Below are 11,963 nucleotides of genomic sequence, written 5' to 3'. Positions count from 1 at the left end.
GTGCTGGTCCCCGCCATGATACCGACCGGTCTGTCCACCGGCCCGGACGTGGCGACGAAGGCACGCAGGGCGCGGGACTTGTTGGTAGACAGACCTGTCTGTTAGTTTCGGTGCGGCGGGCAGGACGCCCCCTTCCACGACGACAGGAGCAGGACCATGAAGATCGCTGTACTGGGCACCGGGGTGGTCGGTCGGACCTTGGCGGAGCGGCTGGCCCGACTCGGCCACGAGGTGCGGATCGGCACCCGGGACGTCGCCGCCACCCTCGCCCGCACCGCACCCGACGGCATGGGCAACCCGCCCTACGCCCAGTGGGCACGCCAGCACCCCGACGTCGCGCTGGGCACCTTCGCCGAGGCCACCGCCGACGCCGAACTCGTCGTCAACGCCACCCACGGCCAGGCGTCCATCGCCGCGCTGACCGCCGCCGGCGCGCAGCACCTCGCCGGCAAGGTGCTGCTCGACACCGCCAACCCGCTCGACTTCTCCCAGGGCTTCCCGCCCCGCCTCTTCGTCGCCGACACCGACTCGCTCGGCGAGCAGATCCAGGCGGCCTTCCCCGAGCTGAGGGTGGTCAAGGCGCTCAACACGCTCACCGCCGAGCTGATGGTCGACCCGAAGGCGGTCGGCGCCGGCGAGCACAGCGTCTTCGTGGCGGGCAACGACGGCGAGGCCAAGGCGACGGTGACCGCGCTGCTGGAGAGCTTCGGGCACACCGACGTCATCGACCTCGGCGACATCAGCGGAGCCCGGGGCACCGAGATGCTGCTGCCGATCTGGCTGCGGCTGATGGGCACCCTGGACACCCCGATGTTCCAGTTCAGGATCGTGCGGTGAGTCAGGTCCAGTAGAGGACCCGGCAGTCGGGCACCCGGGCGGCCAGCTCGGCGGTGAACCAGGAGCGCAGCTCCGCCATCACCTCCCGGGGATAGACGTACTTGACCGCGCCGAACCGGCCGTGCTTACGGCTGCGGCGCGCCTCGTCCATCTCCAGCTTCGTGCCCGGGTACCAGCCGAGCAGCACCTCCCGGCTGCCGGGGGTGAACCGGTGGGTGATCAGCTCGGCGGTCAGGTCCAGCCCCGGCACGCCGCGCACCGCGTCGGCCACCAGCGAGAGCAACTGCCCGTAGTGGGTCCGCCAGTCCGGCAGCGGCATGATCGGGGCGACGGTCAGCCCCACCGGATAGCCGTCGAGCGCCAGCCGGCGCAGCGCCGCCAACCGCGCCGGCACCGGGCTCGTGCCGCCCTCGAACCGGGTGCTCACCGGCAGGCAGTTCACGCTGAACCGGACCCGGGTACGCCCGGCGTGCGGCAGCCCCACGAACGTGCCGACGTCGTCGTACTTGGTGGTCCAGCGCAGCTGCACCGGGGCCTCCCAGGCGGCGAAGTGCGCCACCGCCCGCCGCCAACTGCCGGTCAGGTGCTCCAGGGCCAGCGGATCGGTGTAACAGGACGCCTCGAACGTGGTGCCCTCCCCGGCCCGCCCGGCGCTGCGGCTGGTCACCGTGCCCCGACCGACGTAGTCGGCCAGCCCGTCGAGGATCTCGTCCAGGTCGGCGTACACCCTGGTCACCGGCGGGCCGGAGAGCGAACCGGCGAGGTAGCAGTACTGGCAGTGCGCCGGGCACCCCTCCGCCAGGTCGACCCGCCAGTCCGCGCTCGGCGCGATCGGCTGCAACCGGCGTCGCGACGGCGGGCTCACCACGATCGCCATGGTCGCCTTGGCCCGGGCGTACGTCTCCCGCTCGGTCTCCCCGCGCAGGCCGGTCAGCCGGTTGGCGCGCAGCCGCTCCACCTCGATGCCCAGCGCCTCGACCCGGGCGGCGATCCGCCGCGCGTGCGGGTGCTCCCAGGCGGCCGGGGTGACGACCACCCGCCGCGGCGTCCACCGCCGCGCCGGACGTGGCGGCGGCGCCAGCCCGGCCAGGTCACGCGTCGGCACGCCCTCCCCGCTGGCATCGTGCGGCGCGGCCGGCACGCCCACCGCGAGTGGCCGGTCGACATCGACGCTGTCCGGTTGCATCCCGCTCGGTTACCCAGGTCCGGCCGGTCCACGCGAGCGCCCGCGAATCCCCGTGCCGCTCGGCGGGCCGCCGGTCCCCGCGTCATCCGGCGTCCGCCGGGACATGATCGCGAATATCCGTTGCGGCTGTCCCGGCGGCTCGCCTACCGTCAACGGGCAACGTCACGCCGATCGATCCGGGGAGCCCACCGTGCAGCAGCGAAACCGCACCGAGACCACGCGGCCCATGCCGCGCGGCGGTGCCCTGCTGCCCACGGGCGAACGAGCCCGGGGCCTGCTCCAGGGCCGATGCGGCTGGCGACCAGGGTGGCGGCGCGGATAGCGCCACGCGCGACACGCGCAGCCGCCCACCCCACCGGGGACCGGGCGGCTCTTTCGTCTTCCGGCACCCACCCAGGGGTGTAGCTCAACTGGCAGAGCACCGGACTCCAAACCCGACGGTCGCAGGTTCGAATCCTGTCACCCCTGCCTCCCGTCCCGGCCCACGCCGGCGACGTCGCATCTTCTCAACTCCACAGTGGACGGCATGAGCACGACCCCGGCCGGCGCCGCAGCGCGCCGGCCGGGACACGACACGGGGTGGACGCACCACCCCGCCCGGGCCGTTGGAGCAACTGGCAGCTCACCCGGCTCTCGACCGGGAGGTTCACGGGTTCGAACCCCGTACGGCCCACGTACCACCCGCGGTTGTAGCGCAGCAGGCAGCGCGTCGCCTCGCCATGGCGAAGGTCGCCGGTTCGAACCCGGCCAACCGCTCTCCGGGCGTGCCGGCGTCCTCGGCCGAGGACGCCCGCGCCCGCCCCGGCCCCGCCGCCGGGGCGTCACGGGCTGCGCGCCGGGCGCAGAGAGGCCTTGCACGCCACTCCCGCCGGGTTCGACTCCCGGGCGGTCCACGATCCTTCCGCCGCCCCGACCGGGTACGGCACCACGACGACACAGGAGACGACGATGGCATTCACCCCGCTGCCGGGCACCAGGGCCCCGGTACGGGTCTGGACCGACCCGTACGGCATCGAGCCGCAGGCCGCGCAGCAGCTGCGCAACATCGGCGCGCTGCCCTGGGTGCAGGGCGTCGCCGTCATGCCGGACGTGCACTTCGGCAAGGGCGCGACGGTCGGCTCCGTCATCGCCATGCGGCAGGCCGTCTCCCCGGCCGCGGTCGGCGTCGACATCGGCTGTGGGATGAGCGCGGTGCGCACCTCGCTCACCGCGGCCGACCTGCCCGACGACCTCGCACCGCTGCGCGCGGCGATCGAGGCGGCCATCCCGGTCGGCTTCGCCAAGCGGGCCGACCCGGTCGACCCGCGCCGCGTCCGCGGCCTGGAGCAGGCCGGCTGGGACGCCTTCTGGCGGCGGTTCGGCGAACTCGACCGCAGGGTGGCGCAGCTGGAGAGCCGCGCCCAGCACCAGATGGGCACGCTCGGTGGCGGCAACCACTTCATCGAGGTCTGCGTCGAGCAGGACGGCCCGGACGCCGGGCAGGTCTGGCTGATGCTGCACTCCGGCTCCCGCAACATCGGCAAGGAACTCGCCGAGCGGCACATCGGGGTGGCGCGGCGGCTGCCGCACAACACCGACCTGCCCGACCGGGACCTGGCGGTCTTCCTGGCCGGCACCCCGGAGATGGACGCCTACCGCCGCGACCTGTGGTGGGCGCAGGAGTACGCCCGGCGCAACCGGGCGGTCATGCTCGCCCTGCTCTGCGGTGTGGTCCGCGACCACTTCCCGCAGGTCGGCTACGGCGAGCCGATCTCCTGCCACCACAACTACGTCGCCGAGGAGACGTACGACGGCGTCGAGGTGCTGGTCACCCGCAAGGGCGCGATCCGGGCCGGTCGGGGGGACCTGGGCATCATCCCCGGGTCGATGGGCACCGGCTCGTACATCGTGCGCGGCAAGGGCAACCCGGACGCGTACTGCTCGGCGTCGCACGGCGCGGGGCGGCGGATGTCGCGGGGGCAGGCGAAGCGGACGTTCTCCCTCGACGACCTGGCCGCCCAGACGGCCGGCGTCGAGTGCCGCAAGGACGCCGGGGTGGTCGACGAGATCCCCGGCGCGTACAAGGACATCACCGAGGTGATGGCGCAGCAGGACGACCTGGTCGAGGTGGTGGCACACCTCAAGCAGGTGGTCTGCGTGAAGGGTTAGGCCCGACCGGCGCCCCGAGGGGGGTGGGCGCCGGTCGTACGCCCCGGTGGCTCAGCGGAGAGAGCGCCGGTCTACGGAACCGGAAAGCCCAGGTTCGAATCCTGGTCGGGGCACGGTCCGCATCCGGCGTGACGTCGGAGCGGAACCCCTTGCGAGCTGGTGCAATCGGCAGCACACCCGTCTCTGGAACGGGCGATGGAGGTTCGAGTCCTCCGCTCGCAGCACGAACCCTCGTCGCTCGACGACCCGACCGAGTGCCCGAGTGGCCAGGGAGCGGTCTGCAAAACCGCCTACACCGGTTCGAATCCGGTCTCGGTCTCCATCTGCCGTCCACTGTGGTGACGCCGGAGGACGTGGGTCCAGCTGCTGCTCATGACGGCGGCCCGCCCGGTTCGACCCCGGGGCCGGCGACCGGTGACGGCGCGGCCGTCGGTCCCCCTGTCCGGGGCGACCGACGGCCGCGCCCGCGCGTGCGCCGGCCCGCGGACCCCGCGAGCGGGATCGGGCTCAGCCGGTGGCGGCGAGCGTGACCGCGACGCTCACCAGATGGGTACGGCTGCCGTCCTCGGGCGACACCTCGTACACCTCGACGGTGCCCGGTCCCGCCCTGGGCAGCCGGTAGGCGATCCCGGCCCGGTAGTCGCCCCGGCAGCCGCTGCCGCAGGTGGCGGTGGTGAACCCGGCGCCGACCACCCGGCCGGTGGCGTCGAGGATCCGGATCGACACGGTGGCCTCGTACACGTCGGCGGTGCCGGCGACGGTGACCGGCGTGCCGACCCGCTGCCCGACGGTGGGCTCGGTGACCAGGATCGGCGCCAGCACGTCGGCCAGGTCGGCCCGTCCGAGCACCACGTCCGGGTCGGTGAAGGCCACCCGGCGCACGGTGGGGAACTGGGTGAGCGTCCAGACGATCTGGGCGCGCCGCAGCCGCACGGTCGGGGTGTCGGTGTCCGCCAGCGAGGGGTGCGCCGCGATCGTCGCCGTGCCGTCGGCGACGCGGACCACCTCGATCCCGGGCGGGACGAGGGTGGCCAGGCCCGCCGCGGCCTCGGCGGCGGTGGGGCCGGTGGCCAGTTCGTCCAGCGCCAGCCGGGAGGTGGCGACGGTGGCGGGTCGGGTGCGTCGGGTCGGCGTCAGGGTCCGGTCCCGGGTGAACCAGAGCTGCACGGTGACGCTGCCGGTGGGCGCCGGTGTGGCGCTGCGGGTGGAGGCGGGGGGCGGGGCCGGCCGGGCGGTGCGGGTCGGCCCGGCCGGCGTGCCGGTGGGCGGGGACGGCACGGCCACCGGGGCGCCGGTCGGCGGGCTGCCGGGCGGGGCGGCGGTGGGGGCCGGGCCGAGGGTGCCCGAGCGCGCGTCGGCGCAGCCGGTGAGCAGCAGCACCAGCGCGGTGAGCAGGGCGGCCGCTCGGCTCACGGGTCGTCGTCCCGAGTGACGGGCAGCGTCAGGCGGAACGTGCTCCCGACGCCCGGGGCGCTGCGGACGGTCAGGTCGCCCCGGAGCAGCCGGGCGTTCTCCCGGGCGATGGCCAGGCCGAGGCCGCTGCCCGGGCCGGAGCGTGCCGGGTCGGCCTTGTAGAAGCGGTCGAACAGGTGCGGCAGGTGCTCGGAGGCGATGCCCGGGCCCTGGTCGCTCACCTCGTACACCAGCAGTGGGCCGACCCGCGCGGCGGTGGCGCGCAGCTCGCCCCGGCCGTGGGTGACGGCGTTGCCGACCAGGTTGGCCAGGATCCGCTCCAGCCGGCGCGGGTCGGTGCGGACGGTGACCGCGTCGCCGTCCACGACGACCCGGTCGGCCCAGCCGTGTGCGGTGATCAGGGTGTCGAGCAGGGCGCGGGCGTCGACCGCGCGGACCGTCACCGGGTCGCGTCCGGCGTCGAGCCGGGAGATCTCCATCAGGTCCTCGACCAGGGTCCGCAGCCGTACCACGTCGGCGACCAGCAGTTCGGCGGTGCGCCGGCTGTCGTCGGGCAGCGTGTCGAGCCGGTCGCCCAGGAGCGAGGCCGCCGCCACCAGGGCGGTGACCGGGGTACGCAGCTCGTGCGCGACGTCGGCGGTGAACCGTCGCTCCCGTGCCTCCGCCCGGGTCAGGTCGTCGATCTTCGTCTGGAGCGCCTGGGCCATCTCGTTGAACGCGGTGGCCCAGTCGCTGAACTCGTCACGGCCGCGTACCGGCAGTCGGGTGGCCAGCAGTCCCTCGGCCACCGCCCGGGCCGCCCGGCTGGCCCGGCCGACGGGGTCGAGGGTGCGCCGGGCCAGCCGGTGCCCGACCCCGGCCGCCAGCGCCACCACCGTCAGCCAGCCGACGGTCAGCGCGGTGCGCAGCTGGTCCAGCCCGCTCATCAGGTCGCTCTCGTCGGTGACCGCGTACAGCTCGGCGGTGGCGCCGGGGATCCGGCCGCCGACCACGAGCAGGTGCCGGCCGTCGTCGGCGACGCGCTCGTAGCCCAGCTGCCCGTCGGCGACGGCGTCGCGCAGCGGGTGGCCGGGGATGGGGGCGTACCCGGGGTGGGACGCCTCGGCGCGGTCGGTGATCAGCAGCACGTGCCGGCCGCTGCCCTCGAAGCTGCCCAGCAACTCGGCGCGGCGGGCGTCGGTCAGCGGCACGAACTGTCCGGCGAGGACGAGCTGGTAGCGGGCGTCGGCCGCCGCGTGTTGCACCGCGCCGTCCAGCCGGGCCTGGCGCACCATCAGGTACGACCCGCTCGCCAGCACCCCGGCGGACACTCCGGCGACCAGCACGAACGCCACCGTCAACCGGCGTCGCAGCCGGGCCGGCGGTACGCCCGCGCTCATCGCCGTCCTCCCGTCAGCTGGTGGCGAGTTTGTAGCCGACTCCGCGTACGGTGCGGATCAGCCGGGGCGCGGCGGGATCGTCCTCGACCTTGGCGCGCAGCCGCTGCACCGCCACGTCGACCAGTCGGGAGTCGCCGAGGTGGGAGTGGTTCCACACCCGGTCGAGCAGCAGGTCCCGGGTGAACACCTGCCCGGGCCGGCGGGCCAGCTCGAGCAGCAGCCGGAACTCGGTGGCGGTGAGCGACAGTTCCCGGCCGGCCTTGCGGGCGACGAAGCGGGCCGGGTCGATCTCCAGCCCGCCGACGGTGAGGGTGCCCTCCTCCACCACGGCGGCGGCGCGGCGCAGCCCGGCGCGGACCCGTGCCACGAGTTCCGGCATGTCGAACGGTTTGCGCAGGTAGTCGTCCGCGCCGCACTCCAGGCCGACGACCACGTCGAGAGTGTCGGTGCGGGCGGTGAGCATCAGGATCGGCACGGCGCTGGTGCGCCGGATCTCCCGGCAGACCTCCAGGCCGTCGAGGCCGGGCAGCATCACGTCCAGGACGACGAGGTCGACCGGCTGGGACCGCCAGGCGGCCAGCGCGGCCCGGCCGTCCACGGCGGTGGCGACCCGGAAGCCGGCCCGCCGCAGACCGAGGGCGGTGACCTCCCGGATGGAGGCATCGTCCTCCACGAGCAGCACCCGGCCCTCCATGACCTCCTCAGGGTAGTCCCGCGACGGCGCCGAAGACCCTGGCGCAACGGCTGGTGACCGGGGGTACGGTCGACGACCGGCCCGGTCCCGACGGCCGGTGCGACGGCCCTCACCGGGCGGGGGCGACGGCCTCACCGGCGGGGGCGACGGTCCTCAGCGGACCAGGGCGGCGGCGGCCCTGGGCGGGTGGTCCGGCCGTCGCCGAGCCGGCCGGTGGGTGCGGACGCCGGCGCTCAGGCGACCCGGGCGACCGCGTCGGCCGGCGGCGCGGGCACGGCCCGCGGGTGCAGCACGGCCGCGATCGCCTCGACGCCGTCGGCCAGGCGGGGGCCGGGGCGCACCACCAGCGCGTCGGCATCGACGGCCCAGACCGGCGTGCCCGGGAAGTGCGGGGCCACGGCCCGGGCCTGCGCCACGGCGCCGTCGAGGTGGAAGCCGCACGGGGTGACCAGCACGACGTCCGGGGCCGCGTCGCGCAGCTCGGACCAGTCGACCTGCACCGACCGGGCGCCGGGGCGGGTGGCCACCGGCTCGCCGCCGGCGGCGTGGACCAAATCGGGGATCCAGTGCCCGGCGGTGAACGGTGGGTCGGTCCACTCCACCACGGCGACCCGGGGCCGGGGGCGGCCGGCGACCGCCGCCGCGACCGCCGCGAGCCGGTCCCGCAGGCCGCCGACCAGGGCCTTCGCCCGATCGGGTACGCCCGCCGCGGCGCCCACGGCGAGGATGCTCTGCCACACCTCGTCGAGGGTGTACGGGTCGAGGGAGAGCACGTCGGCGCGGCAGCCGAGATGGTCCAGGGCGTCGGAGACGTGCCCGGACGGCAGCGCGCAGACCCGGCACAGGTCCTGGGTGAGGATCAGGTCGGGGTCCAGCCCGGCGAGCGCGTCGGCGTGCAGGGTGTAGAGGTCCTCGCCGGCCGCGAGCCGGCCCCGCACGTACGCGTCGATCTCCCCGGGCGTCATGCCCCGGGTGTCGGCGCCGCCGACCACCACCGTCCGGTCGGCCCGGTCGGCCGGCGGCAGCTCGCACTCGAAGGTGACCCCGACCAGATCGTCGCCGAGGCCGAGGGCGTAGACGATCTCCGTCGCGGAGGGCAGCAGGGACACCAGGCGCATCACCCCATCCTGCCCGGGGCCGCCGGCGCGGGGCGGGGCGGGCCCCCGGTGCTCAGCGGGGGTCGAGCAGCCGGGCGGCGGCGGTGGCGATCAGGTCGAAGGTCTGCCGGGCCGCGTCGACCGCCTCGGAGTGCTGCCGGGCGTGCCACGGGTGCGCCCGCACCGCGGCGCCGAACGACGCCCAGTCCCGGTCGGGCTCCCGGCCGTCGCGGCGCAGGAACCGGGTGCCCTCGGGCCCGACCCGACGCTGCACGACGGGGGCGATGATCCGGCCTCCCGCCGCGCTGCCGAGCAGCACGTACCGGCCGCCGACGGCGCGGGCCAGGGTGTCGTAGCGGATCTCCGGCGCTCCGACGGTCGCCGGCGGCGGGTCGGCCGCCGCGAGGGTACGCAGGTCGTCGTGGATCAGGTCGACCGCCGTGCCCAGGTCGGCGGGGAGCCCCAGCGGGGTCCAGTCGGTGGCGGCCAGCGCCTGCTCCACCGGCTGCCAGCCGGCGAGCATCGCCGTGAGGGTGGCCCTCAGGTCGTCGCGGGACCTGATCCGGCCGGGCAGCCGCAGGACGCGCTCCACCCGGTGGTGCTGCTGGCGGGTCCCGGCGCGCAGGTCGGCGAGGAGGTCGGGCGGGGCTGGCATCCGGGCAGTATGCCCAGCGGAGCGGGGCCTCGATCGTCCGGCCGTCGTCGTGGTGAGGCCGGTCGCCCGGTGGTGGTGGCGGACGCTGCCGCGTCCTCCTTCCGATCGGCAAATTGTGACACCATCCGGCCGGTTGACCGCGAGATTGATACATGTCAGTGTTTGCTTCCCCGGTGTGACCGCCGCGACCTCACCCCCGGGTCGCGGACGTCCCGTCCGCCCCGAACCACACCCCCCGCTCGGGACCCGGTCACACCCGTGCCCCCATGAGGAGCCCGCATGAGACTGAGAACGCCGACCACGGGCCTCGCGCTCGCCGTCCTCGCCGCGGCGACGTTGACCCTGGCCGCGCCACCGGCCACGGCGATCCGGCCGACCGCCGCCGCCCCCGTGGCCGCGCTCGCGGCGCCGGACATCTCGGTGACCAACGTCCAGGCCCACCTGTCCCAGTTCCAGAGCATCGCCACCAACAACGGCGGCAACCGCCGGGCCGGCTCGGCCGGCTACACGGCCTCGGTCAGCTACGTCAAGTCCAAGCTCCAGGCCGCCGGGTACACGGTCACCGAGCAGGTCTGCACGAGCTGCGTGTACCGGTCGAACAACCTCATCGCCGAGTGGCCGCAGGGCCCCGCCGACCAGGTCGTCATGTTCGGCGCGCACCTCGACAGCGTCTCCGCCGGCCCGGGCGTCAACGACAACGGCTCCGGCTCGGCCAGCCTGCTGGAGAACGCCCTCGTCCTGGCCAGCCAGAACCCGACGATGACCAAGCGGGTCCGGTTCGCCTGGTGGACCGACGAGGAGCAGGGCCTCAACGGCTCGGAGTTCTACGTCAACTCGCTGACCGCGACCCAGCGCGGTCACATCAAGGGCTACTACAACTTCGACATGGTCTCCTCGACCAACGGTGGCTACTTCATCAACCGGCTCACCTCCACCACCGCCGCGCCGCTGAAGGCGTACTGGGACTCGCTGGGTCTGCAGCCCGAGGAGAACGTCGAGGGCCAGGGGCGCTCGGACGACTACCCCTTCCAGCAGGCCGGCATCCCCACCTCCGGGTACGCCACCGGGGCCAGCGCCCGCAAGACGAGCACCCAGGCCGCCAAGTGGGGCGGCACCTCCGGCTCCGCGTACGACCCGTGCTACCACCGGGCCTGCGACACGACCAGCAACATCAGCGCCACCCACCTCAACCGCAGCGCCGACGGCGTGGCGTACGCGATCTGGCAGCTCGCGGTCGGCACCGGCACCCCGACCAACGACTTCTCCGTCGCGGTCGGCCCGACCTCCGGCAGCCTGGCCCGGGGCGGGTCCACCACGGCCACGGTCAGCACCGCCACCACCAGTGGCAGCGCGCAGACGGTGGCGCTGTCGGCCTCCGGGGCGCCGGCCGGGGTCACGGTGTCGTTCAGCCCGTCGTCGGTCACCTCCGGCGGCTCGGCGACCATGACGGTCAGCGCCTCGTCGACCGCCACCACCGGCACCTTCGCCATCACGGTCACCGGCACCGGCTCGGTGACGCGCACCGCCACCTACACCCTCACCGTGACCGGCGCCGGTGGTTGCACCGGCGGTCAGGTCATCGGCAACAGCAGCTTCGAGTCCGGCACCACCCCGTGGACCGCCTCCTCGGGCGTGATCACCAACTCGGCCAGCCAGCCGGCCCGCACCGGCTCGTACAAGGCGTGGCTCGACGGGTACGGCAGCACCCACACCGACACGCTGTCGCAGTCGGTGAGCGTGCCGGCCGGGTGCTCGACGTACACGCTCGGCTTCTACCTGCACATCGACACCGCCGAGACCACCACCGGCACCGCGTACGACAAGCTGACCGTGCAGTTCGGCAGCACCACCCTGGCCACGTACTCCAACCTCAACGCGGCCAGCGGCTACCAGCTGCGCTCGTTCAACGTGGCCGGGTACGCCGGGCAGACCGTCACCCTGAAGTTCACCGGGACCGAGGACGCGTCCCTGCAGACCAGCTTCGTCGTCGACGACGTGACCCTGCAGGCGAGCTGACCGTGTCGGGGCGGGACGGGCACCGGCCCGCCCCGCCCCGACCTGCGCCGTCGGCCGGGCAGACCCCGACGGCGGTAAATGTCGTACCCCGGTCGGACCATGAGGACATGGCTGCCCCCGCGCTGACCCACCACAGTGGTCCACCCCGATCCATGCCGCTGCGCGAGCTGCGCACCCGGCTGACCCAGGTGATCGCCATGGCCGAGCTGACCGACACGGTCACCCTGGTCACCCGGGACGGCGATCCCCGCCCGCTCGCCGCCGTCGTGCCCGTCGCGGCGGCCCGCACCGCCGCCCAGGCCCGTGCCGACGACGAGCGGCTCGCCGCGGTCACCGCCGGCTGGGCCCGCCGCCTGGAGGAGACGCACCGCCACGGCGCGCGCCGGCACGCGGCCGAGCTGAAGGCGGTCACCGACGCGCTCGCCGAGGTCTGGGCGGAGCTGGACCGGCGCGTCCCGCCCGGGGTCGACGCCGCCGTGGACCGGCTGCGCGCCGCCCAGGCGGACCTGCTGCGCGGCTGACCCGGCGGACCTGCCGC

At 74.8% G+C, this 11,963-nt stretch carries 10 protein-coding genes and 6 tRNA genes; 10 read left to right on the top strand and 6 right to left on the bottom strand.

Going from position 1 to position 11,963, the window contains the following annotated elements:
- The first annotated feature begins 156 nt into the window (after nt 1-156).
- Nucleotides 157-837 carry an NADPH-dependent F420 reductase gene (locus tag GA0070614_RS04120; RefSeq protein ID WP_088974709.1) on the top strand — a complete coding sequence of 227 codons (681 nt, stop codon included), beginning with the start codon at nt 157-159 and terminating at the stop codon, nt 835-837.
- 1 nt (nt 838) lies between these two features.
- On the opposite strand, the gene GA0070614_RS04115 is transcribed toward GA0070614_RS04120, so the two are convergent.
- Nucleotides 839-2,023 carry a spore photoproduct lyase family protein gene (locus tag GA0070614_RS04115; RefSeq protein ID WP_197701422.1) on the bottom strand — a complete coding sequence of 395 codons (1,185 nt, stop codon included), beginning with the start codon at nt 2,021-2,023 and terminating at the stop codon, nt 839-841.
- 395 nt (nt 2,024-2,418) lie between these two features.
- On the opposite strand from GA0070614_RS04115, the gene GA0070614_RS04110 reads away from it, so the two are divergent.
- The 7 genes from GA0070614_RS04110 to GA0070614_RS04080 all read left to right on the top strand — a co-directional run bounded on the left by GA0070614_RS04110 (nt 2,419) and on the right by GA0070614_RS04080 (nt 4,493).
- A tRNA-Trp gene (locus tag GA0070614_RS04110) sits at nt 2,419-2,491 on the top strand.
- A 131-nt stretch (nt 2,492-2,622) separates the two neighbouring features.
- Nucleotides 2,623-2,696, top strand: a tRNA-Glu gene (locus GA0070614_RS04105).
- A gap of 10 nt (nt 2,697-2,706) precedes the next feature.
- Nucleotides 2,707-2,779: transfer RNA gene (locus tag GA0070614_RS04100), tRNA-Gly, on the top strand.
- 192 nt (nt 2,780-2,971) lie between these two features.
- On the top strand, nt 2,972-4,171 hold the full coding sequence (locus GA0070614_RS04095; RefSeq protein WP_088974708.1) for an RtcB family protein: 1,200 nt from the start codon (nt 2,972-2,974) through the stop codon (nt 4,169-4,171).
- Nucleotides 4,172-4,211: 40 nt separating this feature from the next.
- A tRNA-Arg gene (locus GA0070614_RS04090) sits at nt 4,212-4,284 on the top strand.
- 37 nt (nt 4,285-4,321) lie between these two features.
- A tRNA-Gln gene (locus tag GA0070614_RS04085) sits at nt 4,322-4,393 on the top strand.
- A gap of 26 nt (nt 4,394-4,419) precedes the next feature.
- Nucleotides 4,420-4,493 (top strand) — tRNA-Cys (locus GA0070614_RS04080).
- A 185-nt stretch (nt 4,494-4,678) separates the two neighbouring features.
- Here the strand turns inward: GA0070614_RS04080 and GA0070614_RS04075 are convergent.
- The 5 genes from GA0070614_RS04075 to GA0070614_RS04055 all read right to left on the bottom strand — a co-directional run bounded on the left by GA0070614_RS04075 (nt 4,679) and on the right by GA0070614_RS04055 (nt 9,409).
- Nucleotides 4,679-5,584: a Gmad2 immunoglobulin-like domain-containing protein gene (locus tag GA0070614_RS04075; RefSeq protein WP_088974707.1), complete on the bottom strand. Its 906-nt coding sequence runs from the start codon at nt 5,582-5,584 to the stop codon at nt 4,679-4,681.
- Nucleotides 5,581-6,963: a sensor histidine kinase gene (locus GA0070614_RS04070; RefSeq protein ID WP_088974706.1), complete on the bottom strand. Its 1,383-nt coding sequence runs from the start codon at nt 6,961-6,963 to the stop codon at nt 5,581-5,583. Before GA0070614_RS04070 ends, GA0070614_RS04075 begins: the two co-directional genes overlap by 4 nt.
- A gap of 13 nt (nt 6,964-6,976) precedes the next feature.
- On the bottom strand, nt 6,977-7,657 hold the full coding sequence (locus tag GA0070614_RS04065; RefSeq protein ID WP_088974705.1) for a response regulator transcription factor: 681 nt from the start codon (nt 7,655-7,657) through the stop codon (nt 6,977-6,979).
- A gap of 233 nt (nt 7,658-7,890) precedes the next feature.
- Nucleotides 7,891-8,775 (bottom strand): ABC transporter substrate-binding protein, encoded by an 885-nt coding sequence (locus GA0070614_RS04060; protein WP_088974704.1) that lies wholly within the window; start codon nt 8,773-8,775, stop codon nt 7,891-7,893.
- Nucleotides 8,776-8,827: 52 nt separating this feature from the next.
- Nucleotides 8,828-9,409: a biliverdin-producing heme oxygenase gene (locus tag GA0070614_RS04055; RefSeq protein ID WP_088974703.1), complete on the bottom strand. Its 582-nt coding sequence runs from the start codon at nt 9,407-9,409 to the stop codon at nt 8,828-8,830.
- 279 nt (nt 9,410-9,688) lie between these two features.
- Here GA0070614_RS04055 and GA0070614_RS04050 point away from each other — a divergent pair, with 279 nt between their 5' ends.
- Together GA0070614_RS04050 and GA0070614_RS04045 are read left to right on the top strand one after the other, a co-directional pair.
- A complete protein-coding gene (locus GA0070614_RS04050; protein ID WP_088974702.1) occupies nt 9,689-11,425 on the top strand; it encodes a M28 family peptidase in 1,737 nt (578 codons plus the stop codon).
- A gap of 107 nt (nt 11,426-11,532) precedes the next feature.
- Entirely contained in the window at nt 11,533-11,946 is a 414-nt protein-coding gene (locus GA0070614_RS04045) for a hypothetical protein (protein WP_088974701.1), read from the top strand.
- The last annotated feature ends 17 nt before the right edge of the window (nt 11,947-11,963 follow it).

This window comes from Micromonospora coxensis (assembly GCF_900090295.1).
In the GTDB taxonomy this organism is placed as follows: Bacteria; Actinomycetota; Actinomycetes; order Mycobacteriales; family Micromonosporaceae; genus Micromonospora; species Micromonospora coxensis.
The sequence above is the reverse complement of the archived record's forward strand: the minus strand, read 5'-3'. Positions and strand labels throughout refer to the sequence as shown.

Excerpts from the sequence above, each read along its gene's own strand:
- GA0070614_RS04120 (WP_088974709.1), top strand. The coding sequence starts at position 157 with ATGAAGATCGCTGTACTGGGCACCGGGGTGGTCGGTCGGACCTTGGCG.
- GA0070614_RS04115 (WP_197701422.1), bottom strand. The coding sequence starts at position 2,023 with ATGCAACCGGACAGCGTCGATGTCGACCGGCCACTCGCGGTGGGCGTG.
- GA0070614_RS04095 (WP_088974708.1), top strand. The coding sequence starts at position 2,972 with ATGGCATTCACCCCGCTGCCGGGCACCAGGGCCCCGGTACGGGTCTGG.
- GA0070614_RS04070 (WP_088974706.1), bottom strand. The coding sequence starts at position 6,963 with ATGAGCGCGGGCGTACCGCCGGCCCGGCTGCGACGCCGGTTGACGGTG.
- GA0070614_RS04065 (WP_088974705.1), bottom strand. The coding sequence starts at position 7,657 with ATGGAGGGCCGGGTGCTGCTCGTGGAGGACGATGCCTCCATCCGGGAG.
- GA0070614_RS04060 (WP_088974704.1), bottom strand. The coding sequence starts at position 8,775 with ATGCGCCTGGTGTCCCTGCTGCCCTCCGCGACGGAGATCGTCTACGCC.
- GA0070614_RS04055 (WP_088974703.1), bottom strand. The coding sequence starts at position 9,409 with ATGCCAGCCCCGCCCGACCTCCTCGCCGACCTGCGCGCCGGGACCCGC.
- GA0070614_RS04050 (WP_088974702.1), top strand. The coding sequence starts at position 9,689 with ATGAGACTGAGAACGCCGACCACGGGCCTCGCGCTCGCCGTCCTCGCC.
- GA0070614_RS04045 (WP_088974701.1), top strand. The coding sequence starts at position 11,533 with ATGGCTGCCCCCGCGCTGACCCACCACAGTGGTCCACCCCGATCCATG.